This window comes from Vibrio profundum, assembly GCF_050337555.1.
In the GTDB taxonomy this organism is placed as follows: domain Bacteria; phylum Pseudomonadota; class Gammaproteobacteria; order Enterobacterales; family Vibrionaceae; genus Vibrio; species Vibrio profundum.
Map to the genome: position 1 here is coordinate 115512 of NZ_JAKJTA010000006.1, position 24600 is coordinate 140111.

37 protein-coding genes are annotated in these 24600 nt (G+C 46.0%); all 37 read right to left on the reverse strand.

The genetic code is table 11. The annotated features are described in order from the left end of the window. Window positions 1-375 precede the first annotated feature (375 nt). Entirely contained in the window at window positions 376-762 is a 387-nt protein-coding gene (gene rplQ, locus L4C34_RS06475) for a 50S ribosomal protein L17 (protein ID WP_428788531.1), read from the reverse strand. Window positions 763-786: 24 nt separating this feature from the next. Further along, entirely contained in the window at window positions 787-1779 is a 993-nt protein-coding gene (locus L4C34_RS06480) for a DNA-directed RNA polymerase subunit alpha (RefSeq protein ID WP_428788532.1), read from the reverse strand. 24 nt (window positions 1780-1803) lie between these two features. After that, entirely contained in the window at window positions 1804-2424 is a 621-nt protein-coding gene (gene rpsD, locus L4C34_RS06485) for a 30S ribosomal protein S4 (protein WP_428788533.1), read from the reverse strand. 31 nt (window positions 2425-2455) lie between these two features. Further along, a complete protein-coding gene (rpsK, locus tag L4C34_RS06490; protein WP_005597095.1) occupies window positions 2456-2845 on the reverse strand; it encodes a 30S ribosomal protein S11 in 390 nt (129 codons plus the stop codon). A gap of 19 nt (window positions 2846-2864) precedes the next feature. Next, window positions 2865-3221: a 30S ribosomal protein S13 gene (rpsM, locus tag L4C34_RS06495; protein ID WP_428788534.1), complete on the reverse strand. Its 357-nt coding sequence runs from the start codon at window positions 3219-3221 to the stop codon at window positions 2865-2867. Between the two features lie 146 nt (window positions 3222-3367). Further along, window positions 3368-3484, reverse strand: a complete 117-nt coding sequence (gene rpmJ / locus L4C34_RS06500; protein ID WP_428788535.1) for a 50S ribosomal protein L36 — start codon at window positions 3482-3484, stop codon at window positions 3368-3370. Between the two features lie 28 nt (window positions 3485-3512). Continuing rightward, window positions 3513-4847 (reverse strand): preprotein translocase subunit SecY, encoded by a 1335-nt coding sequence (secY, locus tag L4C34_RS06505; protein ID WP_428788536.1) that lies wholly within the window; start codon window positions 4845-4847, stop codon window positions 3513-3515. Between the two features lie 20 nt (window positions 4848-4867). Continuing rightward, on the reverse strand, window positions 4868-5302 hold the full coding sequence (gene rplO, locus L4C34_RS06510; RefSeq protein WP_428788537.1) for a 50S ribosomal protein L15: 435 nt from the start codon (window positions 5300-5302) through the stop codon (window positions 4868-4870). A 5-nt stretch (window positions 5303-5307) separates the two neighbouring features. Further along, on the reverse strand, window positions 5308-5484 hold the full coding sequence (gene rpmD / locus L4C34_RS06515; RefSeq protein WP_428788538.1) for a 50S ribosomal protein L30: 177 nt from the start codon (window positions 5482-5484) through the stop codon (window positions 5308-5310). A 7-nt stretch (window positions 5485-5491) separates the two neighbouring features. Further along, a complete protein-coding gene (rpsE, locus tag L4C34_RS06520; RefSeq protein ID WP_428788539.1) occupies window positions 5492-5992 on the reverse strand; it encodes a 30S ribosomal protein S5 in 501 nt (166 codons plus the stop codon). Window positions 5993-6006: 14 nt separating this feature from the next. Further along, window positions 6007-6360, reverse strand: coding sequence for a 50S ribosomal protein L18 (gene rplR / locus L4C34_RS06525; RefSeq protein WP_428788540.1), 354 nt, complete (start codon window positions 6358-6360; stop codon window positions 6007-6009). Window positions 6361-6369: 9 nt separating this feature from the next. Then, window positions 6370-6903 carry a 50S ribosomal protein L6 gene (gene rplF / locus L4C34_RS06530; protein WP_428788541.1) on the reverse strand — a complete coding sequence of 178 codons (534 nt, stop codon included), beginning with the start codon at window positions 6901-6903 and terminating at the stop codon, window positions 6370-6372. Between the two features lie 12 nt (window positions 6904-6915). Further along, a complete protein-coding gene (rpsH, locus tag L4C34_RS06535) occupies window positions 6916-7308 on the reverse strand; it encodes a 30S ribosomal protein S8 (protein ID WP_428788542.1) in 393 nt (130 codons plus the stop codon). 29 nt (window positions 7309-7337) lie between these two features. Next, on the reverse strand, window positions 7338-7643 hold the full coding sequence (gene rpsN, locus L4C34_RS06540; RefSeq protein WP_428788543.1) for a 30S ribosomal protein S14: 306 nt from the start codon (window positions 7641-7643) through the stop codon (window positions 7338-7340). A gap of 16 nt (window positions 7644-7659) precedes the next feature. Then, complete coding sequence (gene rplE, locus L4C34_RS06545) at window positions 7660-8199, reverse strand: 50S ribosomal protein L5 (protein ID WP_428788544.1); 540 nt, start codon at window positions 8197-8199, stop codon at window positions 7660-7662. Window positions 8200-8222: 23 nt separating this feature from the next. Continuing rightward, entirely contained in the window at window positions 8223-8540 is a 318-nt protein-coding gene (gene rplX, locus L4C34_RS06550) for a 50S ribosomal protein L24 (protein ID WP_428788545.1), read from the reverse strand. A gap of 12 nt (window positions 8541-8552) precedes the next feature. Next, on the reverse strand, window positions 8553-8924 hold the full coding sequence (rplN, locus tag L4C34_RS06555; RefSeq protein WP_017026385.1) for a 50S ribosomal protein L14: 372 nt from the start codon (window positions 8922-8924) through the stop codon (window positions 8553-8555). 163 nt (window positions 8925-9087) lie between these two features. Next, on the reverse strand, window positions 9088-9342 hold the full coding sequence (rpsQ, locus tag L4C34_RS06560) for a 30S ribosomal protein S17 (RefSeq protein ID WP_428788546.1): 255 nt from the start codon (window positions 9340-9342) through the stop codon (window positions 9088-9090). Beyond that, window positions 9342-9533, reverse strand: coding sequence for a 50S ribosomal protein L29 (rpmC, locus tag L4C34_RS06565; RefSeq protein WP_428788547.1), 192 nt, complete (start codon window positions 9531-9533; stop codon window positions 9342-9344). Before rpmC ends, rpsQ begins: the two co-directional genes overlap by 1 nt. Further along, window positions 9533-9943, reverse strand: coding sequence for a 50S ribosomal protein L16 (gene rplP, locus L4C34_RS06570; protein WP_428788548.1), 411 nt, complete (start codon window positions 9941-9943; stop codon window positions 9533-9535). Before rplP ends, rpmC begins: the two co-directional genes overlap by 1 nt. An 11-nt stretch (window positions 9944-9954) precedes the next feature. After that, the gene (gene rpsC / locus L4C34_RS06575) at window positions 9955-10653 is read right to left on the reverse strand and encodes a 30S ribosomal protein S3 (protein ID WP_428788549.1); all 699 of its coding nucleotides are present in this window, start codon (window positions 10651-10653) and stop codon (window positions 9955-9957) included. Window positions 10654-10671: 18 nt separating this feature from the next. Then, window positions 10672-11004 (reverse strand): 50S ribosomal protein L22, encoded by a 333-nt coding sequence (gene rplV / locus L4C34_RS06580; protein ID WP_428788713.1) that lies wholly within the window; start codon window positions 11002-11004, stop codon window positions 10672-10674. A 10-nt stretch (window positions 11005-11014) separates the two neighbouring features. Continuing rightward, window positions 11015-11293, reverse strand: coding sequence for a 30S ribosomal protein S19 (gene rpsS, locus L4C34_RS06585; RefSeq protein WP_005435078.1), 279 nt, complete (start codon window positions 11291-11293; stop codon window positions 11015-11017). A 19-nt stretch (window positions 11294-11312) separates the two neighbouring features. Next, window positions 11313-12137 (reverse strand): 50S ribosomal protein L2, encoded by an 825-nt coding sequence (gene rplB, locus L4C34_RS06590; protein ID WP_428788550.1) that lies wholly within the window; start codon window positions 12135-12137, stop codon window positions 11313-11315. A 15-nt stretch (window positions 12138-12152) separates the two neighbouring features. Beyond that, window positions 12153-12455: a 50S ribosomal protein L23 gene (gene rplW, locus L4C34_RS06595; protein WP_428788551.1), complete on the reverse strand. Its 303-nt coding sequence runs from the start codon at window positions 12453-12455 to the stop codon at window positions 12153-12155. Next, a complete protein-coding gene (gene rplD / locus L4C34_RS06600; RefSeq protein WP_428788552.1) occupies window positions 12449-13054 on the reverse strand; it encodes a 50S ribosomal protein L4 in 606 nt (201 codons plus the stop codon). The genes rplW and rplD overlap by 7 nt, the downstream gene beginning before the upstream one ends. A gap of 17 nt (window positions 13055-13071) precedes the next feature. After that, window positions 13072-13701, reverse strand: coding sequence for a 50S ribosomal protein L3 (rplC, locus tag L4C34_RS06605; protein WP_428788553.1), 630 nt, complete (start codon window positions 13699-13701; stop codon window positions 13072-13074). Between the two features lie 14 nt (window positions 13702-13715). Continuing rightward, window positions 13716-14027 carry a 30S ribosomal protein S10 gene (gene rpsJ / locus L4C34_RS06610; RefSeq protein WP_004736761.1) on the reverse strand — a complete coding sequence of 104 codons (312 nt, stop codon included), beginning with the start codon at window positions 14025-14027 and terminating at the stop codon, window positions 13716-13718. Between the two features lie 360 nt (window positions 14028-14387). Continuing rightward, window positions 14388-15128: a 23S rRNA (guanosine(2251)-2'-O)-methyltransferase RlmB gene (rlmB, locus tag L4C34_RS06615; protein WP_428788554.1), complete on the reverse strand. Its 741-nt coding sequence runs from the start codon at window positions 15126-15128 to the stop codon at window positions 14388-14390. 12 nt (window positions 15129-15140) lie between these two features. After that, the gene (gene rnr / locus L4C34_RS06620; RefSeq protein WP_428788555.1) at window positions 15141-17612 is read right to left on the reverse strand and encodes a ribonuclease R; all 2472 of its coding nucleotides are present in this window, start codon (window positions 17610-17612) and stop codon (window positions 15141-15143) included. Between the two features lie 193 nt (window positions 17613-17805). Beyond that, window positions 17806-18438, reverse strand: coding sequence for a flagellar protein MotX (gene motX / locus L4C34_RS06625; protein ID WP_428788556.1), 633 nt, complete (start codon window positions 18436-18438; stop codon window positions 17806-17808). A gap of 217 nt (window positions 18439-18655) precedes the next feature. Beyond that, the gene (locus L4C34_RS06630; RefSeq protein WP_428788557.1) at window positions 18656-19972 is read right to left on the reverse strand and encodes an adenylosuccinate synthase; all 1317 of its coding nucleotides are present in this window, start codon (window positions 19970-19972) and stop codon (window positions 18656-18658) included. Between the two features lie 175 nt (window positions 19973-20147). After that, window positions 20148-21089 carry an isoaspartyl peptidase/L-asparaginase family protein gene (locus tag L4C34_RS06635; RefSeq protein ID WP_428788558.1) on the reverse strand — a complete coding sequence of 314 codons (942 nt, stop codon included), beginning with the start codon at window positions 21087-21089 and terminating at the stop codon, window positions 20148-20150. 148 nt (window positions 21090-21237) lie between these two features. Beyond that, complete coding sequence (gene slyD / locus L4C34_RS06640; RefSeq protein ID WP_428788559.1) at window positions 21238-21768, reverse strand: peptidylprolyl isomerase; 531 nt, start codon at window positions 21766-21768, stop codon at window positions 21238-21240. 89 nt (window positions 21769-21857) lie between these two features. Next, window positions 21858-22058 carry a YheV family putative zinc ribbon protein gene (locus tag L4C34_RS06645; protein ID WP_428788560.1) on the reverse strand — a complete coding sequence of 67 codons (201 nt, stop codon included), beginning with the start codon at window positions 22056-22058 and terminating at the stop codon, window positions 21858-21860. 63 nt (window positions 22059-22121) lie between these two features. After that, on the reverse strand, window positions 22122-23921 hold the full coding sequence (gene kefB, locus L4C34_RS06650; protein WP_428788561.1) for a glutathione-regulated potassium-efflux system protein KefB: 1800 nt from the start codon (window positions 23919-23921) through the stop codon (window positions 22122-22124). Beyond that, on the reverse strand, window positions 23905-24492 hold the full coding sequence (kefG, locus tag L4C34_RS06655; protein ID WP_428788562.1) for a glutathione-regulated potassium-efflux system ancillary protein KefG: 588 nt from the start codon (window positions 24490-24492) through the stop codon (window positions 23905-23907). The genes kefB and kefG overlap by 17 nt, the downstream gene beginning before the upstream one ends. Between the last annotated feature and the right edge of the window lie 108 nt (window positions 24493-24600).

Genomic DNA, 24600 nt, shown 5'->3' on the forward strand with positions numbered 1-24600 from the left:
ACCTATCCCCAGCCAGAAGACCAGCTTTTCCCGGCCCATTTATTACAGCTTACCCACTTCCCTATATTCTACCTATCCTCTCCCTTTCCTAGTTCAGCTGATAAGAAGCCGATACTGAGATAGCTATACCGATATAGCATTCCGATATAGATAGATATGTACTCGCTACGATCCAAAAATACCGACAAAAAGAACGACTGACTTTGGAATTAGCCACATCCGAAACTTGCACTTGATGCCACTGTGGGTGACTTACGCGGGAAGATTATGGAGCTGACAGTTGAAATCACATTGAGATGCAAAGAAAAATAGTGATGCTAGAAAAGCAAAAAGCCGAGCATTACGCTCGGCTTTTAGTTCTATTACGAACTCTGATTACTCAGCAGCAGCTTCTTCAGCTACTTCTGGGCGATCAACTAGCTCAATGTATGCCATTGGAGCTTTATCGCCAGTACGGAAACCAGCTTTTAGGATACGTGTGTAACCGCCTTGACGGGCAGCAAAACGTGGACCTAGTTCGTTAAATAGTTTTGCAACAACTTCGTTATCACGAGTGCGTGCAAATGCAAGACGACGGTTAGCAACACTGTCTGTCTTAGCTAGGGTAATCAACGGCTCAATTACGCGGCGTAGTTCTTTTGCTTTTGGCACGGTAGTTTTGATAACTTCGTGACGAACAAGAGAGCTAGCCATGTTGCTGAACATCGCTTTGCGATGACTGCTGTTGCGGTTGAGTTGACGACCACTTTTACGATGGCGCATGACCTAATCCTTCTAACTTTTCGATTAATCTTCAGCGATTGACGCTGGTGGCCAGTTTTCTAGACGCATGCCTAGAGAAAGACCACGTGAAGCTAGCACATCTTTAATCTCTGTAAGAGATTTCTTACCAAGGTTAGGCGTTTTAAGTAGCTCAACCTCAGTGCGCTGTACAAGATCACCGATGTAGTGAATCGCTTCTGCCTTCAAACAGTTAGCAGAGCGAACTGTTAGTTCAAGATCGTCTACAGGACGCAGTAGGATAGGATCGAATTCAGGCTTCTCTTCCTTCTCCTCAGGAACTCGTACATCACGAAGATCTACAAACGCATCCAATTGCTCAGCAAGAATAGTTGCTGCGCGACGGATAGCTTCCTCAGGTTCTAGAGTACCGTTCGTTTCCATATCGATAACAAGCTTGTCTAGATCTGTACGTTGCTCAACACGAGCCGCTTCAACCGCGTAGGCAATTTTGTCTACTGGGCTGTAAGTTGCGTCGACAAGCAAACGACCGATTGGACGCTCATCTTCTTCGGTATGGATTCGAGCTGAAGCCGGAACATAACCGCGACCACGTTCTACTTTGATACGCATAGCGATCTCAGCGTTGTCATCCGTTAGGTGACAAATAACGTGTTCTGGGTTAGCGATCTCCACATCACCATCATGGGTGATGTCACCTGCAACAACAGGGCCCGAGCCTGATTTGTTTAGCGTAATAAACACTTCATCTTTGCCTTCGGCAACGCGTACAGCCAAACCTTTAAGGTTTAGAAGAATTTCAAGAACATCTTCTTGAACGCCTTCTTTAGTGCTGTATTCGTGTAATACGCCATCAATTTCTACTTCTGTTACGGCACAACCCGGCATAGAAGATAGAAGAATACGGCGAAGTGCATTACCAAGAGTATGGCCGAAACCACGCTCTAACGGCTCAAGAGTTACTTTTGCGTGTGTCGTATTGATCTGTTCGATATCAACAAGACGTGGCTTAAGAAATTCTGTTACAGAACCCTGCATTGTGTCCTCTCTTTAGTTTAAACCTTACTTAGAGTAAAGCTCGACGATCAATTGTTCGTTGATGTCAGCTGATAGGTCAGAACGCTCAGGCATACGCTTGAATGTACCTTCCATTTGGCCAGCATCTACTTCAATCCAAGTTGGTTTTTCACGTTGTTCAGCAACTTCTAGAGCCGCTTTAACACGAGATTGCTTCTTAGCTTTCTCGCGAATTGAAACAACGTCGTTAGCCGCAACTTTGAAAGAAGGAACGTTTACAACTTTACCGTTTACTAGGATAGCTTTATGGCTAACTAGCTGACGAGATTCTGCGCGAGTTGCGCCAAAGCCCATGCGGTAAACTACGTTATCAAGACGACCTTCAAGAAGCTGAAGCAGGTTTTCACCTGTGTTGCCTTTAAGGCGCGCAGCATCTTTGTAGTAGTTACGGAATTGTTTTTCTAGAACGCCGTACATACGACGAACTTTTTGCTTCTCACGAAGCTGAACACCATACTCAGATAGACGACCGCGACGAGCGCCGTGTACACCTGGTGGGTTATCAATTTTACACTTGGTATCGATCGCACGTACACCAGACTTAAGAAATAAGTCAGTGCCTTCGCGACGGCTAAGCTTAAGCTTAGGGCCCAAATATCTTGCCATGATTCTTCTCCAATATTCCTAAAAACGAAACTTAAACGCGACGTTTCTTAGGTGGACGACAACCGTTATGAGGGATTGGTGTAGCATCAACAATGTTTGTGATGCGGTAACCAGCAGCGTTCAGTGCGCGAACAGTAGATTCACGACCTGGACCTGGACCCTTAACCATAACTTCCAAGTTCTTAAGACCGTATTCTTTAGCCATTTCAGCACAACGTTCAGCAGCAACCTGTGCAGCGAACGGAGTAGATTTACGAGAACCACGGAAACCAGAACCACCAGCAGTAGCCCAAGCAAGAGCATTGCCTTGGCGGTCTGTGATAGTTACGATTGTATTATTAAAAGAAGCATGGATGTGCGCTACGCCATCAGCTACTTGCTTGCGTACGCGCTTACGCGCGCGAGTTGGTTGTTTTGCCATTGTACTCTACCTTATCCGACTATTTCTTGATCGGCTTGCGCGGACCCTTACGGGTGCGAGCGTTGGTTTTAGTACGCTGTCCACGTAGTGGTAGACTGCGACGATGACGAAGACCACGGAAACAGCCAAGGTCCATAAGACGCTTGATGTTCATGGATACTTCACGACGTAGATCACCTTCTACAGTGTACTTAGCTACACCATCACGCAGTTGATCGATCTGCTCTTCGTTTAGTTCACTGATCTTAACATTTTCAGCGATACCCACGTCAGCTAAAATAGCTTGAGCGCGAGTTTTGCCAATACCGTAGATTGCAGTTAATGCAATTACAGAATGCTTTTGATCAGGAATGTTAATGCCAGCTATACGGGCCATTATTCACTCCTAGTACTTTAATAAGAAATCATCCGTAGCAAAGCCCGTGAGGATACACTACGGTATACTACTTCTTTTGCACGCAAAAGGTAGGTCGTGGAATATACGCGACGCTACCTTATTTTTCAAGTAAAAACTTCTGCTTATTAGCCTTGGCGCTGTTTGTGCTTTGGCTCACTGCTACAGATCACGCGAACGACACCGTTACGCTTGATCACTTTGCAGTTACGGCAGATTGTTTTAACGGAAGCACGAACTTTCATTGCTAAACTCCGTAAATAGAAATCCGAATTAGCGGCCGTAGCCTTTCAGATTTGCTTTCTTCAACACAGAATCATACTGTTGGGACATCAGATGAGTCTGTACCTGTGCCATAAAGTCCATGATAACTACCACTACGATTAGTAGTGATGTACCGCCAAAATAGAAACGTACGTTCCAAGCGATCATCATGAACTGTGGAATCAGACAGATAAAGGTAATATATAGAGCACCCGCAAGGGTAAGTCTAGTCATAACTTTATCAATATATCTCGCTGTCTGCTCACCTGGGCGGATACCGGGTACGAATGCACCAGACTTCTTCAAATTATCTGCTGTTTCACGAGGGTTAAACACCAACGCTGTATAAAAGAAACAGAAGAAAATTATCGCTGCTGCATAAAGCATTACATACAACGGCTGACCTGGACTCAGTGCTAGTGACACGTCGGTTAACCAACCTAGTGTCTTACTTTGTCCGTTCTGACCAAACCACTGCGCTAATGTTCCTGGGAACAAAATAATACTTGATGCAAAAATCGCTGGTATTACACCGGCCATATTAATTTTTAATGGCAAGTGTGTACTTTGTGCAGCAAATACTTTACGACCTTGTTGACGTTTCGCGTAGTTGACGACTATTCGTCGCTGACCACGTTCCATGAAAACAACGAAGTAAATTACTGCAAAAGCCAATACCGCAATCAACAACATTGGAAGTACGTTCAGTTCACCTTGACGCGCTTGCTCAATTGTTTGTCCGATAGCTTTCGGCAAACCAGCAACAATACCTGCAAATATCAGAACCGAAATTCCGTTACCGATTCCGCGCTCAGTAATTTGTTCACCTAACCACATTAAGAACATGGTACCAGTTACTAAACTTACGGTAGCAATTAGCGTAAACATGGTTTGGTTGATAACAACCAAATTATGAACCATGCTTGGTAAGCCAGTTGCGATACCTATAGCTTGGAATATAGCAAGTACAAGCGTGCCATAACGCGTATATTGGGTAATCTTACGACGCCCTGCTTCACCCTCTTTTTTGAGTTCCGCCAACGCTGGATGAACTACGGTTAGCAACTGGACAACAATCGATGCCGAAATATACGGCATAATGCCCAGTGCTAATATAGATGCACGCTCTAAAGCACCACCGGAGAACATGTTGAACATTTCAACAATGGTGCCTTTTTGCTGTTCGAACAAATTGGCAAGTACAGCCGCATCAATACCAGGGATCGGTACAAAAGAGCCCGCTCGGAACACTATCAGCGCACCTATTACGAATAATAAGCGCGACTTAAGTTCACTCAAGCTGCCCTGAGCACTACGAAAATCTTTTCCTGGTTTCTTAGCCATCTGTACCTCGTTCCTCGAGATTATTCCTCGATTTTACCGCCTGCAGTTTCGATTGCAGCTTTAGCGCCTTTAGTCACGCGTAGACCTTTAACAGTCACAGCTTTAGTGATATCACCAGAAAGAACGATCTTAACGAACTCGATATTCTTAGTGATAACATTTGCTGCTTTAAGACTGTTTAGGTCTACAACGTCACCAGTTACCTTCGCTAGCTCAGCTAGACGAACTTCAGCAGTCACTAGGCTCTTACGAGAAGTGAAACCGAATTTTGGTAGACGTTGTTTTAGAGGCATCTGACCGCCTTCAAAACCTGGACGAACGCTGCCGCCAGAACGTGACTTTTGACCTTTGTGGCCACGGCCACCTGTTTTACCAAGGCCAGAACCGATACCACGGCCTACGCGCTTCTTAGAAGGCTTAGAACCCGCAGCCGGTGATAGAGTATTCAAACGCATTCTGATTACTCCTCAACTTTAACCATGTAGCTAACCTTGTTGATCATTCCACGTACACATGGAGTATCTTCAAGTTCAACTGTATGGTTGATTTTACGAAGGCCAAGACCTTTTAAGCATAAAACGTGCTTAGGTAGACGACCTATTGAGCTTTTAGTTTGAGTTACTTTAATAGTTGCCATCGTGCTCTTACTCCGAAATAGATTCAACAGTTAGACCACGTTTAGCAGCAACCATTTCTGGCGACTTCATGCTACCTAATGCATCGATCGTTGCACGAACGACGTTGATAGGGTTCGTAGAACCATATGCTTTAGATAGTACGTTATGTACACCAGCAACTTCTAGTACTGCACGCATCGCACCACCTGCGATAACACCAGTACCTTCAGAAGCAGGCTGCATGTAAACTTTAGAGCCCGAGTGACGACCTTTCACCGGATGGTGAAGAGTGCCTTCGTTAAGCGCGATAGTAGTCATGTTACGACGCGCTTTTTCCATTGCTTTTTGAATCGCAGCAGGTACTTCACGAGCTTTGCCGTAACCGAAACCTACGCGACCGTTACCGTCACCAACTACTGTTAGTGCAGTGAAGCTCATGATTCGACCACCTTTAACCGTCTTAGATACACGGTTAACAGCGATCAGCTTTTCTTGCAAATCATTCGCTTGTTGTTGTTCTTTAGCCATCTTCCAACCCTACCTTAGAATTTCAGACCAGCTTCGCGAGCAGATTCTGCTAGCGACGCTACTCGACCGTGGTATTGGAAACCAGAACGATCGAAAGCAACATTTGCAATGCCTTTTTCGATAGCGCGCTCAGCAATAGCTTTACCTACAGCTTTAGCAGCGTCAACGTTACCAGTATTCTTAACTTGCTCACGGATCGCTTTTTCTACAGTAGAAGCTGATGCGATAACCTCAGAGCCGTTTGATGCGATTACCTGTGCGTACACATGACGAGGAGTGCGGTGTACGACTAGGCGAGTTGCACCAAGTTCTGCAATCTTACGACGTGCGCGTGTAGCACGACGGATGCGAGATGCTTTCTTATCCATAGTGTTACCTTACTTCTTCTTAGCTTCTTTAGTACGCACGATTTCATCGGCGTAACGAACACCTTTGCCTTTATAAGGCTCAGGTTCACGGTAAGAACGAATGTCAGCCGCAACTTGACCTACTAATTGCTTATCGCAACCAGTAATAACGATCTCAGTTTGGCTTGGACATTCAGCTTTAATCCCCTCAGGTAGAGCGTGCTCTACAGGGTGAGAGAAGCCAAGGGTTAGGCCTACTGCGTTGCCTTTAATAGCAGCACGGTAACCAACACCTTTCAAAGTTAGCTTCTTAGTAAAGCCTTGAGTAACTCCAACAACCATGTTGTTTACTAGTGCACGAGCAGTACCTGCTTGTGCCCAAGCGTTAGCAACACCTTCTTTCGGACCGAAAGTTAGGTTGTTTTCTTCCTGTGCAACAACTACAGCGTTGTTTAGAACGCGAGTCAGCTCACCTTTAGTACCTTTTACAGTAACTTCTTGGCCGTTTACTTTCACCTCTACGCCAGCTGGAATAGAGACAGGTGCTTTAGCAACACGAGACATATTCTACTCCTATTAAGCTACGTAGCAGACGATTTCACCACCAAGACCTGCTTTGCGAGCAGCACGGTCAGACATCAGACCCTTGGAAGTGGACACTACAGCAATACCAAGACCACCCATCACAGTTGGTAGCGAGTCTTTGTTCTTGTAGACGCGCAGACCAGGACGTGATACACGTTTGATTTGCTCAATTACTGGTTTAGCTTGGAAGTACTTAAGTGTAACTTCTAGCTCAGGTTTTACTTCGCCTTCAACAGCGAAGTCAGTTACGTAACCTTCGGCTTTCAGTAGTGCAGCAATTGCAACTTTAAGCTTTGAAGAAGGCATTTTTACAGCAACTTTATTTGCTGCCTGACCGTTACGAACGCGGGTCAGCATATCCGAAATCGGATCTTGCATGCTCATAATATTTACTCCAAATGATTAAGCGGCAATTACCAGCTAGCCTTACGAAGACCCGGAATCTCGCCTTTCATGCAAGCTTCACGAACCTTAATACGGCTTAAACCGAATTTACGTACGTAACCGTGTGGGCGACCAGTTTGGTTGCAACGGTTGCGCTGACGAGATGCACTTGAATCACGTGGAAGAGCTTGCAGTTTAAGCACTGCGTTCCAACGGTCTTCTTCAGATGCGTTTGCATCGCTAATAATAACTTTTAGCGCCGCACGCTTTTCAGCGAACTTAGCTACTAGTTTTGCACGCTTTACTTCACGTGCTTTCATTGATTGTTTAGCCATAACAGTAACCCTACCCTTACTTACGGAATGGGAAGTTAAAGGCAGCCAGCAGAGCACGGCCTTCCACATCAGTACCAGCAGACGTCGTGATAGTAATATCAAGACCGCGCACTCGATCAACTTTATCGTAGTCGATCTCCGGGAAGATTATTTGCTCGCGAACGCCCATGCTGTAGTTACCGCGTCCGTCAAAAGACTTAGCGCTAACACCACGGAAATCACGCACACGTGGAAGAGCGATTGAGATTAAACGCTCAAGGAACTCCCACATACGCTCGCCACGTAAGGTTACTTTACAACCAATTGGGTAGCCTTCGCGGATTTTGAAACCTGCAACAGATTTACGCGCTTTCGTGATAAGTGGCTTTTGACCAGAGATCTGTGCCATATCAGAAGCTGCGTTTTCTAGCAGTTTCTTATCGTTGATTGCTTCGCCAACGCCCATGTTTAGGGTGATTTTCTCAATCCTAGGGACTTGCATGACGCTTGTGTAGCTGAACTCTTTGGCAAGTTCAGCGACTACAGACGACTTGTAGTAATCATGCAGTTTCGCCATAGTAGAACTCCAAATTGCTTCTATTAGTTAGAAACGGTTTCACCGTTAGACTTGAAGAAACGAACTTTCTTGCCGTCTTCAATACGGAAACCGATACGGTCTGCTTTACCAGTAGCTGCGTTGAAAAGTGCTACGTTAGAAGCATCAATCGCTGCTTCTAGCTCAACAATACCACCTTGTTGGTTCAAAGCCGGAACCGGCTTCTGGTGTTTCTTAACAAGGTTAATACCTTCAACAATAACTTTACCGGTTGCGAGAACCTTAGTTACTTTACCTTTCTTGCCTTTATCTTTACCGGCAAGAACGATAACTTCGTCATTACGACGGATCTTAGCTGCCATTTCTTGTGCCTCTTACAGAACTTCTGGAGCCAGTGAAACAATCTTCATGAATTTCGCATTGCGAAGTTCACGTGTCACTGGACCAAAGATACGTGTACCGACTGGTTGCTCAGTATTGTCGTTCAACAATACGCAAGCATTACGGTCGAAGCGAATGACTGAACCGTCTGGACGACGTACGCCTTTACGGGTGCGCACTACAACCGCCTTAAGAACATCACCTTTCTTAACTTTACCGCGAGGAATTGCTTCCTTAACAGTAACTTTAATGATGTCTCCGATATGTGCATAACGGCGGTGAGAGCCACCCAGAACCTTAATACACATTACTCTACGAGCGCCGGAATTATCCGCAGCGTCGAGTGTACTTTGCATCTGGATCATGTTAGTGCTCCGCTAAATATTAAAAACTAGACCCTCTCGGGTCGGGCTGCCTCTTTAAAGGGACGCGAATTGTACCACCCTTTCCTAGGATTGGGTAGACAAAAAACAAACGGCTCCAAAAAATAATTAGAGCCGTTTATTTATAAGTTAAAGTAAACCGAAATTATGCTTTCGCTTTTACTAAAACTTTAACCAATGCCCAAGACTTAGTCTTAGACAAAGGACGACACTCTGCGATTTCAACTTTGTCGCCTAGGCCACATTCGTTGTTCTCGTCATGTGCGTGTACTTTGGTCGTACGCTTTACGAATTTACCGTAAAATGGGTGTTTCACCATGCGTTCGATAGCAACAACGATAGACTTGTCCATCTTGTCGCTTACAACACGACCTTGTTGAGTACGTTTTTGTTCGCTCATTATGCGCCTGCCTTCTCAGTCAAAACAGTTTTCACACGTGCGATGTCACGGCGTACAGCTCTCAAAGTGTGAGATTGCTGTAGTTGACCAGTTGCAGCTTGCATACGCAAGTTGAACTGTTCACGCAGCAACTCTAGCAACTCAGAGTTAAGCTCTTCAACGCTTTTTTCGCGTAGATCTTGTGCTTTCATCACATTACCTGCTTAGTTACAAATGTAGTTTTGAAAGGCAGTTTGCGCGCCGCAAGACGGAACGCTTCACGTGCCAATTCTTCAGGTACACCGTTCATTTCGTACATAACCTTTCCAGGTTGGATTTGGGCTACCCAGTACTCAACGTTACCTTTACCCTTACCCTGACGAACTTCAAGCGGTTTTTCAGTGATTGGCTTATCTGGGAACACACGGATCCAGATTTGACCTTGACGCTTAACGTGACGTGTCATAGCACGACGTGCCGCTTCGATTTGACGAGCAGTTAGACGACCACGGCCAACAGCTTTAAGACCGAATTCGCCGAAGCTTACATCAGTACCTTTAGCTAGACCACGGTTACGACCAGTCTGAACCTTACGGAACTTAGTACGTTTAGGTTGTAGCATCTGTCGACTCCTTACTTACGGCCTTTACGCTGCTTCTTAGGCTTATCGCCTTTTGGCTCTACTGCGTTAGCAGCTGGCATTCCGTCTAGAATCTCACCTTTGAAGATCCAAACTTTAATGCCGATCACACCGTATTGAGTGTGAGCCGAAGAAGTTGCGTAATCAATGTCAGCACGTAGAGTGTGTAGAGGCACACGGCCTTCACGATACCACTCAGAACGTGCGATTTCAGCGCCGCCTAAACGACCACCTACTTGCACTTTGATACCTTTAGCGCCTAGACGCATAGCATTCTGTACTGCGCGCTTCATAGCACGACGGAACATAACGCGACGCTCTAGTTGAGACGCGATGCTATCACCGACAAGCTTGGCATCAAGCTCAGGTTTACGTACTTCAGCGATGTTAATTTGCGCTGGTACACCTGCGATTTTAGCTACAGCTGTGCGTAGTTTTTCTACGTCTTCACCTTTCTTACCGATAACAACGCCTGGGCGAGCAGTGTGAATAGTCACACGGATGCTCTTAGCAGGACGCTCGATAACGATACGTGAAAGAGATGCTTTCGTTAGTTCCTTAGTTAGGAACTGACGTACCTTGAAGTCGCCGTCTAGGTTGTCAGCGAATTCGTTGGTGTTAGCAAACCATGTAGCATTCCAAGGCTTAACGATGCCAAGACGAATACCATTTGGATGTACTTTCTGACCCATTGCTTACTCTCCTAGTCTTTAACGATCTGCTACAACAACAGTGATGTGGCTTGAACGCTTCAAGATACGATCCGCACGACCTTTAGCACGAGGCATAATACGCTTCATGATAGGGCCTTCATCTACGAAGATTTTAGCGACATTAAGATCGTCGATATCTGCACCTTCGTTGTGCTCCGCGTTCGCGATTGCTGACTCAAGAATTTTCTTAACTAGTTCAGCAGCTTTTTTGTTGCTGAAAGTTAGAATTTCTAGAGCTTGATCAACAGATTTACCGCGAATTTGGTCTGCAACTAAGCGAGCTTTCTGAGGCGAAATACGAGCATGGTTATGTTTAGCTAATGCTTCCATCATCTACTCCTTAACGCTTCTTCGCTTTCTTATCAGCAGCATGGCCGCGATAAGTACGAGTTGGTGCAAATTCACCCAGTTTGTGACCGATCATTTCTTCGGTAACGAAAACTGGTACGTGCTGACGACCATTATGGACAGCGATGGTCAAACCGATCATTGTAGGAATGATCATTGAGCGACGGGACCAAGTCTTAATAGGCTTTTTGTCTCCGCTTTCCACCGCTTTCTCTACCTTCTTCAGCAAGTGTAGGTCAATAAAAGGACCTTTCTTGAGAGAACGTGGCATGGCGATTCCTCTTTATAGATTATTTATTACGACGACGTACGATGTACTTGTCAGTGCGTTTGTTCTTACGAGTCTTAAAGCCTTTAGTTGGCATACCCCAAGGTGATACTGGGTGACGACCACCAGAAGTGCGGCCTTCACCACCACCGTGTGGGTGGTCTACTGGGTTCATCACTACACCACGAACGGTAGGACGAACACCGCGCCAACGGTTAGCACCAGCTTTACCAAGTTCACGTAGCATGTGTTCTGCGTTACCAACTTCACCGATTGTTGCACGGCCTTCAGAAAGTACTTTACGCATCTCACCTGAACGTAAGCGGATAGTTACATATGCACCGTCGCGAGCGACGATTTGAGCGTATGCACCCGCTGAACGAGCTAGCTGAGCGCCTTTACCAGGCTTAAGCTCAACACAGTGAACAGTAGAACCAACTGGAACGTTGCGCATCGGCAGAGTGTTACCTGCTTTGATTGGCGCATCTGGACCAGATTGAAGCTGATCACCAGCTTTAACACCCTTAGGTGCAATAATGTAACGACGCTCGCCGTCTGCGTACAGAACTAGAGCGATGTTAGCACTACGGTTTGGATCGTATTCTAGACGCTCAACTTTCGCTGGAATCCCGTCTTTAGTACGTTTGAAGTCAATTACACGGTAGTGGTGCTTATGACCACCGCCGATATGACGTACTGTGATACGACCGTTGTTGTTACGACCACCATTCTTAGAGTTTTTCTCTAAAAGTGGAGCGTATGGCTTACCCTTGTGTAGGTCAGCGTTAACAACTTTAACAACGTGACGACGACCAGGGGAAGTCGGCTTACATTTAACAATAGCCATTTCTAACTACTCCTGTTACTCAGCACCGCCAACGAAGTCAAGATCTTGACCTTCTTTCAAGATAACGTAGGCTTTCTTAACGTCTGAACGACGGCCTTGACGCATACCTTGACGCTTGGTCTTACCCTTAGTGATAAGAGTATTTACAGACTTAACTTCAACTTCAAATAGCTTTTCTACAGCTGCTTTGATCTCTTTTTTAGTTGCATCGATTGCAACTTTAAAAACTACAGTGTTTGCTTTTTCAGCAGCCATTGTTGCTTTCTCAGAGATCAGTGGAGCACGTAGAACTTTTAGTAGACGCTCTTCATTTAGCATGCCAGCATCTCCTCTACTTGCTTAACTGCATCTGCAGTCATAAGAACTTTGTCAAACGCGATTAGACTTACTGGGTCAATACCAGCAACGTCACGTACGTCGACTTTGTACAAGTTACGAGCAGCTAGGAATAGATTCTCATCTACTTCGCCAGTAACGATTAGTACGTCGTTAAGCTGAAATTCTTCAAGCTTAGCGATAAGTTCTTTAGTTTTTGGTGCTTCTACTGAGAAGTTATCAACAACGATTAAACGCTCTTGACGAACTAGCTCAGAAAAAATGCTTTTCATAGCACCGCGGTACATTTTTTTGTTTACTTTTTGGCTGTGATCTTGTGGTTTCGCAGCAAAAGTAACACCACCTGTACGCCAGATTGGGCTACGAATAGTACCAGCACGCGCGCGGCCAGTACCTTTTTGGCGCCATGGCTTAGCGCCACCGCCAGAAACTTCTGAACGTGTCTTTTGAGCACGAGTACCTTGACGAGCACCTGCTGCATAAGCAACAACTACTTGATGTACAAGAGCTTCGTTAAACTCACGTCCGAAAGTAGTTTCGGAAACAGTTAGTGCATCAGCACCTTTAACCATTAGTTCCATTACATACTCCTGAGACGTTATGCTTTAACAGCTGGTTTAACGATCACGTTGCCGCCAGTTGAGCCTGGAACTGCACCTTTAATAAGGAGCAAGTTGCGTTCAGCGTCAACTCGTACGATCTCTAGGTTTTGAGTCGTTACACGCTCAGCACCCATGTGACCTGCCATTTTCTTGCCTTTAAACACGCGACCTGGAGTTTGACATTGGCCAATTGAACCCGGTGCACGGTGAGACAATGAGTTACCGTGAGTCATATCTTGAGTACTGAAGTTCCAGCGCTTAATAGCACCTTGGAATCCTTTACCTTTCGATGTACCAGTAACGTCTACTTTCTTAGTTTCGTTGAATAGTTCAACAGTTAGCTCTGAACCTACTGCAAACTCTTCGCCGTTTTCTAAACGAAATTCCCAAAGACCGCGACCTGCTTCTACACCTGCTTTCGCAAAGTGGCCAGCTTCTGGCTTAGAAACACGGCTTGCTTTCTTCTCACCAGCAGTGATTTGGATTGCTGCATAACCGTCAGTCTCAAGTGATTTAACTTGAGTTACACGGTTCGCTTCAACCTCAACAACTGTTACTGGGATAGAAACGCCTTCTTCGGTAAATACGCGGGTCATACCCACTTTACGTCCGACTAGACCAATCATTATTCTAATCTCCCTTAACCTAGGCTAATTTGTACGTCAACGCCGGCAGCTAGGTCTAGACGCATCAGTGCGTCAACAGTTTTATCTGTTGGCTCAACGATGTCGATTAGACGTTTGTGAGTACGGATTTCGTACTGATCACGAGCATCTTTGTTAACGTGTGGAGAGGTAAGAACAGTGAAACGCTCTTTACGTGTTGGCAGTGGGATTGGACCACGAACCTGTGCGCCTGTGCGCTTAGCTGTTTCAACGATCTCCGCTGTAGAAGCATCGATTAGTTTATAATCGAAAGCTTTTAGGCGGATACGAATACGTTGGTTCTGCATGAGACAGAGCTCCAATTAAATTAAATTACACAAACAATATCGCCACTCAAACTCGTAAAGACGAGTGAATGCCGATTGATTTATGTGAAACCGTAGCACCCTAATTGGGTACATTGTCAGCTAATTTTCGATCATTCAGCCAGAGGATGAATGATTGTATTAACCGCGAACATAAGCTGAGTCTACATTACCAAGAAAATCAAGTAGATAAACTTGCTCCTCGCCGCTCATTGGTTCACAAACTGGCTAGGCCAGTGCGCGGTATTATACACACTACCAACGCACATGCAAGAGCTTGATTGAAAAACATACGAACCTAATTCAACCAAGCTCCTAGCCAGTATAAAAAAGCCATTCGCCTTAGGCGTGCTGCCTTTGTCGAACTGCTTCAAACAAACAAATACCTGATGCCACTGAAACATTCAAGCTAGACACACTGCCTGCCATCGGGATTTTGATTAAATCGTCACACGTTTCTCGGGTTAGACGACGCATTCCATCCCCTTCAGCCCCCATTACGATGGCCAATGGGCCAGTCAGTTTCGACTGATAGATATCGTGTGTCGCTTCTCCTGCTGTACCGACAAACCACACACCTTGCTCTTGTAAAGCTCGCATGGTACGGGCCAAGTTCGTCACTCTGACCAAAGGCACCACTTCCGCCGCACCGCACGCTACTTTACTAACCGTTGCATTCAGCGGTGCGGATTTGTCTTTCGGTACGATAATCGCAGCAACACCCGCCGCATCGGCATTTCTCAGACAAGCACCCAAGTTATGTGGGTCTGTCACTCCGTCTAATACTAGAAGCAGCGGTGCGTCATGTTTAGCTAAGATATTATCTAAATCGTGTTCGTTTAGCTGCTTTGCAGGCTTCACTTTCGCGATCACGCCCTGATGGCTAGCGCCATCGGCTTTGTCATCTAGAGCTTTACGCCCCATAGGCTGAACCGTTACGCCCAGCTTCTGCAGTTCATTAATGATCGGCATCAAACGGTCATCTTCACGGCCTTTCAAAATATAGGCCTCGATAAAACGTTCTGGCTCTCTCGCCAATAAAGACTTCACAGCATGAATGCCGTAAACAAATTCGTTACTCATGATTCTTTCCAATTACTTTTTCTGACTTCGGCCTTTATTGGCTTTATGACGTGACTTTTTCTTACGTGCTTTTTCCGCATTGGTTTTACTGCGGGCAGGCTTAGCCTCAGTTACTTCTGAAGCGTTCTCACCGCCATTCACTTTCTTGGTCGGTTCGATAAGAGGTTTTGCTTTTCCTCGGGAACGCTGGCGCACCGATTCTGCTCTCATTTTCGCTTTGCTTCGAACTTCCGACGCCCTTTTCTTCGCCGTTTTTCCTTTGCCGCGGGGCGCTCGCTCCGTGCCGACAATCTGAAAATCTATCTGGCGTTCATCGAGGTTAACGGCCACCACTTTTACTTTCACTGAATCGCCTAAGCGATAAGCTTGCCCAGAACTTTCTCCCAGTAAACGCTGACCGACAGGATCAAACTGATAGTAGTCATTCGCCAGAGATGAAATATGCACTAGACCATCGATATGTAATTCACTCAAACGAACGAAGAAACCAAAACCAGTCACATTCGCAATAACACCGTCGAGTTCCGCGCCAACGTGGTCACGCATATATTCGCACTTGAGCCAATCCGACACTTCACGGGTCGCATCATCTGCACGTCGCTCTGTGGTAGAGCACTGTTCACCGTACACATCCATATCGTCAAACGAGTAGTGGTAACCACCTGTTGGAGTCCAACGGTCTAAGTTGCGCCCTTCTTGCTTAGCAATTAAATACTTAATCGCTCGATGCAACAGCAAATCTGGATAACGGCGAATAGGCGAAGTAAAGTGCGCATATCGCTTCAGCGCCAAACCAAAGTGACCCGCATTGTCAGCGTTATACACCGCTTGCTTAAGCGAACGTAGCAACATGGTTTGGATCAGTTCTTTGTCTGGTCGCTCACCAATTTTCTGCATCAAGTGAGTATAATCGGTTGGCGATGGCGTCAAGCCGCCCTCTAAAGCGAGGCCAAGTTCACTCAAAAAGTCTTTAAACCCTTGCAAGCGCATTTCACCAGGAGACTCATGCACTCGGTATAGAGCGGGTTCTTTCATCTTCTCAACCAAAGAGGCCGAGGCGATGTTCGCCAAAATCATACATTCTTCAATGATTTTGTGTGCGTCATTACGAGTCACAGGCTCTATACGATCAATTTTTCGCTCAGCATTGAAGATGAACTTAGTTTCTACCGTTTCAAATTCAATCGCACCACGCTGATCACGACAGCCTTTTAATACCTTGTACATTTTGTGCAGCTGCTCAAGATCCGGAACCAATGCTTGGTATCTTTCACGCAGCTCTTCGTCGCCGTCCAATATCGCGCCGACTTTGTTATAAGTTAAACGAGCATGTGAATTCATCACCGCTTCGTAATGCTTATAGCCAGATAGCTTGCCCGCCGCTGAGATAGTCATCTCACACACCATGCACAAACGGTCCACTTGTGGGTTCAATGAGCACAGTCCGTTCGACAGCACTTCCGGCAACATAGGGACAACCTGCGATGGGAAATACACAGAGTTACCACGATTAATAGCTTCTTTGTCTAGTGCAGTATTGGGTCTAACGTAATAACTGACGTCCGCAATGGCAACCCATAAACGCCAACCGCCACTTGGTTTAGCCTGGCAATACACCGCATCATCGAAATCACGCGCATCTTCGCCATCGATGGTGACCAAAGGTAAATCACGTAGATCGACACGGCCAACTTTGGCTTTTTCCGGCACGCTTTCCGTCAAGTGCTCGGTTTGCTTCAACACTTCTTCCGGCCATTCGTTGGGGATTTGGTGGGTGCGAATCGCGATTTCGATTTCCATCCCCGGTGCCATATTTTCACCAAGCACTTCCACAACCTTAGCCGTCATGCCGCGATTGCGTGTGGCGCGCTCTAGAATCTCAATCACCACCACATTTCCCATCCGAGCCGTTGATTTATGCTCTTGAGGGATCAAAATATCTTGGCTAATACGTGAGTCATCTGACACCACATACGCATAACCGCCTTCAAGGAAGAAGCGGCCAACAAGCTGCCCTTCACGCGCTTCCAAGATGCGCACTAAACGGCCTTCTTTTCTACCACGCTTATCAGTGCCTGCTGGTTGAACCAACACGTAATCACCGTGAATGATGGTACGCATCTGGTGGTGCGGCAACAGTATGTCGTCGTCTTTCGATGTTTTGCCTTCTGGGCGCACCCAACCGTGGCCATCTTTATGACCAATGACATGACCTTTGATCATCTCGAGCTTATCTGGAAGCGCGTAACATTGACGACGAGTAAAGACCAATTGGCCATCTCGCTCCATCGCTCTTAAACGGCGGCGTAAACCTTCATACTGTTCTTCGCCTTTCAGTTCTAGTGCCTCAAACAAATCATTACGATTGAGCGGGGCTCCAGCGTTGGCCAAAAATTCCAAAATGAACTCTCGACTTGGGATGGGATTTTGATAATTTTTCGATTCTCTATCCGCGAAGGGATCATTTTGGGAAGCGTTAGACATTTGCGCAAACCTAGGGTCTATTGACCTAGCTATAATTAAATTAAGCTTAGTATATCTGACTCGCTAACATAGCTACAGGAAAGCCTTTCATTTCACCTTATTTATATATTCTGATTCGGCTATATCTGTGCTGAAAGAATGGATTTACAATCAAATCAAAATCTCCGCTTTGCATAAAGTGTGAAAGGGTTACTTACCAGTAGGTATCACGACTTTTAGCGCGAGCTATGATGTTTTGTGGCATGCGGTTTTCTAAGCCTTGTCGCAGTAAAGAGATCCGTCGGTGTGTCCGTTTATCGGCCGTCACCGAGTTGTACAGCCAGCGATAAGCATCCTCATAATCTAACGGGCTGCCGTAATCCCTAAGCAACAATTCGGCTAAATGAATACGTGCATTGAGGTTACCGAGTGCCGCCGCTTCTCGCAAATACGGAATCGCGCGTTCTTTGTCTTGTTGAACTAAGGTGCCTGTGGAATAAAAGCGACCCAGCTGATCCAGTGCGGCCGGAAGCCCTTGCTGAGCGGCGCTTTCGATATAATACAGCCCCAGTTCAACATCCTGATCCACACAGACTCCCCAAGCCAACATATCTCCATACAATAATTCGTATGACGGCAAATTGATCCGGGTGGCACGCGCAACGATATCCTCAACTAATTGACAATGATCGGCTTCGACACGTTCCAAGTGTTTATTTTGATTGATCAGTTTGATCAATTCAGCTTCACTGTAGATAGGGATCGGCTCTCCGACTCCTTCTGCTGTGGCGTAGGAACAAAAACAAAATACGGCCATGATTGAAGCTGCTACTCTTCGTAGCTTCATATTTGCACTCTTCAATTAACTCACGCCCCTCTACACTCTAATCTGAGTATAGTCTCTTTACCTAAAGAGTTCGGCTCTGACTAATCTATCGGCTTCACTTCCAAGGTCTTTAGTCGTTCATTAATTAAACATGCCACTGATGTGTATTTTGTGATCATAACGGATACAAAAAAGCCGGCTTCAATGAGCCGGCTTTCTAAATTCTCAATTTGAACGATTAAGATTCAAATGGGTGAACTTTAACGATCGTTTCGTTACGATCTGGGCCTGTTGATACGATATCAACTGGCACACCTGTTAACTCTTCAATGCGTTTGATGTAGTTCAACGCAGCTTGAGGCAATGCATCCATTGACTTAGCACCGAAGGTGTTTTCGCTCCAACCAGGCATTGTTTCGTAGATTGGCGTTGCTTCTTCAAAAGACTCTGCAGCCATTGGAGAAACTTCTAGGATAGAACCGTCTTTCATCTTGTAACCAGTACAGATTTTCAGTTCTTCTAGGCCATCTAGAACGTCTAGCTTCGTTAGACACATACCAGACAGAGAGTTGATTTGAATAGCGCGACGCATTGCAACTGCATCAAACCAACCTGTGCGACGTAAACGTCCAGTGGTTGCGCCAAATTCATGACCAACATCACCTAAGTGTTTGCCAATTGGATCTTGTTTTTCTAGACCATCATATAGTTCGGTTGGGAAAGGACCAGAACCTACGCGAGTACAGTAAGCTTTGGTAATACCTAGAATATAACCGATATGACGAGGACCGAAACCAGAACCGGCAGCAACACCACCAGCAGTCGTGTTAGAAGACGTTACATATGGGTAGGTACCGTGGTCGATATCTAGAAGTGTACCTTGTGCACCTTCGAACATGACTTTATCGCCGCGCTTACGTGCTGCGTCTAGTTCGTCAGTAACATCCATCACCATTGCAGTTAGCATATCGGCATAGCCCATGCACTGCTCTAGAACTTCTTTGTAGCTTACGGTGTCAACTTTGTAGAAGTGCTCTAATTGGAAGTTATGGAATTCCATTACTTCTTTTAGCTTTTCAGCGAATACTTCTTTGTCGAACAAGTCACCAACGCGAAGACCGCGACGTGCAACTTTATCTTCGTAAGCCGGACCGATACCACGACCCGTTGTACCGATAGCTTTCTTACCGCGAGCGACTTCACGCGCTTGGTCGATAGCAATGTGGTACGGAAGAATTAGGGGACAAGCCTCAGAAATGAAAAGGCGATCACGAACTGGAATGCCGCGCTCTTCTAAAGGTTTCATTTCTTTCAGTAAAGCTTCTGGTGAAAGTACAACACCATTACCAATAACGCATTTAACGTTATCGCGAAGAATACCGGATGGAATTAAGTGAAGAACGGTTTTTTCACCGTCAATGACAAGAGTGTGACCTGCATTATGACCGCCTTGATAGCGCACCACATATTTTGCATCTTCAGTTAAAAGGTCAACAATTTTACCTTTACCTTCGTCACCCCATTGGGTGCCTAGAACGACTACGTTATTTCCCATCTTTCCAAGTCTGATTGCTAGTTAAAAATGGATTCTAGCACCGAATGAGATTTTGTACAGTCGTTTTTTTAGACATATCTAACGAATAACCAGTTAAAGCGTTGATAAACGACTATAAATAGTCTAGTGATAGGCGTTATCTTTCGGCCGTTTTTTGCGCGAAAATATATGCGTATTATTCGTCCGAATAGACTTTTACCGTTAGCGCTCCCAGAGTATCAATCGACGCACGATACATTCCCGAACTATTCATAGAAAAATGGACCTTGCCACGCGCATCAATCGCAATCAACCCGCCTTCTCCACCCATGGATTTCACTTCACCCTGAATCACACTCTCACAGGCCGTTGCGACATCTTCATTTAAATACTGCATTCTTGCGGCTACGTCGCTGGCTACCCGCTTGCGGATGAATACCTCTCCCATTCCAGTTGTCGATACCGCCACATTGCCATTCTCTGCCACTGTTCCTGCGCCAATCAATGCAGTGTCCCCCACTCGGCCATAGCGTTTGTTGGTCAAACCGCCGGTACTGGTGGCCGCTGCTAGGTTCCCACACTTATCAAGGGCAACAGCGCCAACCGTACCAAACTTCTTGTCATCAGGGTATTTAGACTCAGATAAAGCGCATGCACCTTTCTCTCTCATCGCTTGCAGTTGCTCATAGCGGCGTTCGGTAACAAAGTAATCCTGCTCTGTGTAACCGTGCCCATGTTGAAATGCGAACTCTTCTGCACCTTCACCAATAAGCAGCACGTGATCGCTCTTGGTCATGACATCTTGCGCCAAAACGATGGGGTTTTTTATATGGCGAACACCCGCAATCGCCCCCGCTTGTAGGCTTTCTCCGTGCATCACAGAAGCGTCCATTTCTACTATTTCTTTATGGTTCAACACCGAGCCTTTCCCTGCATTAAAATAAGGGCAGTCCTCCAATACCTTCACTGCCGCCACCGCCGCATCTAAGGCATCACCACCGTTTACCAATATTTGATGACCGGAGTGAACCGCCTTCGACAACGCGGATTTTACCTCATCAAGTAAGTCCTGCGACATTTTAGATTTGTCGATAGTGCCAGCACCACCGTGAATAGCAATTGAATATGGTGTGACCACTGAGTCCCCTTTTTACTGGTTAATTAGTTAATTAGTTAATTAGTTAATTAGTTAATTAGTTAATTAGTTAATTAGTTAATTACAGATATTAAAAAAGCGCCGCATGCATCAACAAGCGGCGCTTTCACAATTTAGTCTACTGACGAAATTAGTGAGATGGGCAGCTCTCGTCGCCACAGCAATCATCTGCACTTTCTTCGCTGCTACAACCACCAGCCGCATGGATGTGGCCGTGGTCAATTTCTTCTTGAGTTGCTGCGCGAACCGCGACAACTTCTACGTCAAACTGCAGTGTCTGGCCTGCTAGCATATGGTTGCCATCAACAACAACTTCGTCACCGTCAACTTCAGTCACTTCCACTGGGATTTGACCTTGGTCGGTATCCGCTAAAAAGCGCATGCCCACTTCAATTTGCTCTACGCCTTGAAATACGTTAGCAGGAACGCGCTGCACTAGGCCTTCGTTATGCTCGCCGTAAGCTTCTTCAGGAGCAATAGTCGCTGTAAACTTGTCGCCCGCTACTCGCCCTTCAAGCTGCTTTTCCAACCCAGTAATAAGGTTGTTGTGACCATGTAGGTAATCTAATGGCGCTTCAGCCGTAGATTTGTCGGCAACGACACCGTCTTCAAGGGTAAGTTGGTAAGCAAGGCTTACAACAGAGTTGTTTTCAATTTTCATATTTGCTCCAGAGCGGTGTAGGCATGAGGGCTTGTCCCCATGCAAATCAGAATTACCGATATTATGGGGATCAATTAGAGAAACTCAATTTATTCCGGCTTAAAAATACCGATCATATCTTGGTCAGAGTGCGAATTTTCCTTTACTGAACTTGGTTTACGTTGTTCAAAAAAATCACACTCAACACATTCAACATGCTCAATGTTATTCTCAATCCACCAGCGCAGAGTATCCTGTGCATGGCAATGGTCACACTTGGCCGCTGCAATAAAGCGTTTTTTTATCTTCACTTTACACTCGTCTGTTTTATTATTGATACCCTATTCACTGTGTAATGACTCACTTTACAGTGACTAGTTGTTTTCCCAATAGTCCCTTGATTGACGGTCGTTGTCCATTTCTCGATTAAAGATTTCTTCCAGCTCTAGCCTCGCCTCTTTAGAGCGATGCAGCAACTGCTTGTCACCGCTGTGCTGTGGCAACAGCTCATGCAACATAGAATTATCAAGTTTCCGGAAATGTGCCTCGGCACGCTTAGCCTTGTACGGATGCATCCCCAACTCAATTAAAGCTTGTCGCCCTAAATCTAATGCGCCTAAAAACGTTTCGCGTGAATAAATGGTCACATCATGACTAAGCAATTGATAGGCTTCAACCCGGCTGCGAGCCCGCGCTAATATTTTTAGGCTAGGGAAATGTTGTTTACAGATTGCGACAATTCGCAATATTTCATCGGGTGAATCCGTACAGACCACAATCGCCTCTGCTTGCTCTGCGCCAGCAGAGCGTAGCAGCTCAACCTGAGTCGCATCTCCGTAGTAAACTTTGTAACCAAACTTACGCAACAAATGAATTTGACTGGCATCACTTTCCAATACCGTAACTTTCACTTTGTTGGCTGACATTAAACGACCGACAATTTGGCCAAACCGACCAAAGCCCGCGATGATAACCTTAGGTTCATCGTTATGGATTTCATCACTCATGGGCTCATCATCTTGGTTTAATCGTTTCGCAAACCAACGATTTTGCGCCATCAGTAGTAACGGCGTGGTCACCATAGACATGCTCACCACCACCAACAAAAAAGAAGACTGTGAATGACTCAGCAAGCCTTCACTATTGGCTGCTGTGAAAATAACGAACGCAAATTCACCGCCCTGACTCAAAATAGCGGCCACGCGACTGCGCGTTTTGGCTCTCACTCCTGAAACACGGCCAATCAAGTAAATGATGATGGCCTTGACCATGATAAGCCCCACCACCGCCGCCAACACTTTAAACGGCGCAAGCAAAAACAGCCCTAGATTCACCGCCATGCCAATCGAAATAAAAAACAGTCCCAACAGCAGGCCTTTAAACGGCTCGATTGCTATTTCCAGCTCATGCCGATATTCACTGTCGGCCAGCAGTACACCCGCCAAAAAGGTGCCCAGCGCCATCGAAATACCTAGGTGCTTCATGATGACAGCAATACCGACTACTAACATCAGTGCTGTGACCGTAAATAATTCACGTACGCCAGTCATAATCACATAGCGAAACAATGGACGAAGTAAAAAGTGACCAAAAATAAACAGGCCAATAACCGCACCTAAGATCCAAGCGGCATCCAACCAGTTTCCGGCCGTGTTTCCTGCAAGGACTGGCATCAAAGCCAGCATAGGAATCACCGCAATATCTTGAAATAAGAGCACTGAAAAGCCTGAATGGCCAGCCTCCGTTCCCTCGAGCTCTTGCTCTTCAATCACTTTCAACGCAATGGCAGTCGATGAAAGTGCTAGCCCCATGCCAATAACTAAACTGACTTGCCAAGACATGCCCGCCAAATTCGCAATGCTGGCCAATACCGCGGTCGTGATCACGACCTGAGCCCCACCAAAGCCAAGAATCGGCCCTCGTAACTGCCATAACTTCTGAGGATTCAGCTCTAACCCTATCAAGAAAAGCAGCAACACCACGCCAAATTCTGCAAAATGCAAAATGGCTTCAACATCATCGATCAGGCCAAGCCCCCAGGGGCCGATAGCCACCCCTGCTAGCAAATATCCTAATACGGAGCCCAGGCCTAACCGCTGCGCGATCGGTACCGTGACCACCGCTGCCGCAAGAAAAATCGCACAGCTTTCTAGTACATCATGTGCAATCTCCATTATCGCCTCCTGATAACGAGCAAGGAGAGATCAACCACTCTCGATATTGCTGAGCATGCCGCTCGCGCTGTACGTCCGTCACGTGATGCGACCAATACAGAACCAATGGCTCGAACCACTCCATTTTGCATAGCGCGGCGGTCAACTCAAAAGGTTGCAGAATTTGTTCCAACGGGTATTTATTATAGCCCTTCTCATCAAAGGCCAAAAATTTACCACCCGTGGTGATAACATTCCTCCAGCTCTTCCCCTGCAGCGCACAATGCTCGCCAAATGCAAACCCTTTGGCAAGAACCCGATCAAACCACTCTTTAAGCAGCGAAGGACAAGAATACATATACAGGGGATGCTGAAAAACAATCACATCATGTTGCAATAATAATTGCTGCTCATGATGCACATCGATAAAGAAGTCAGGGTATTGAGCGTAGATGTCATGCACTAACACATGCTCTAAGTCGCTTATATTATTAATTAACGTTTGATTTGCGATCGAGCTATCTGGGTCTGGATGAGCATAAATCACCAGTACCTTCGGAGGGGAGATAGTCGTTGCCGTTGGGTTTACCATTCGTCGTGCCACAGTCCTTGTCGAATTTTTCCTACCTATTGTGAATCATACCTCAAATTGCATAATGATCGACATTTATCCTCATTCACCCTACTATTCCCGAAGATC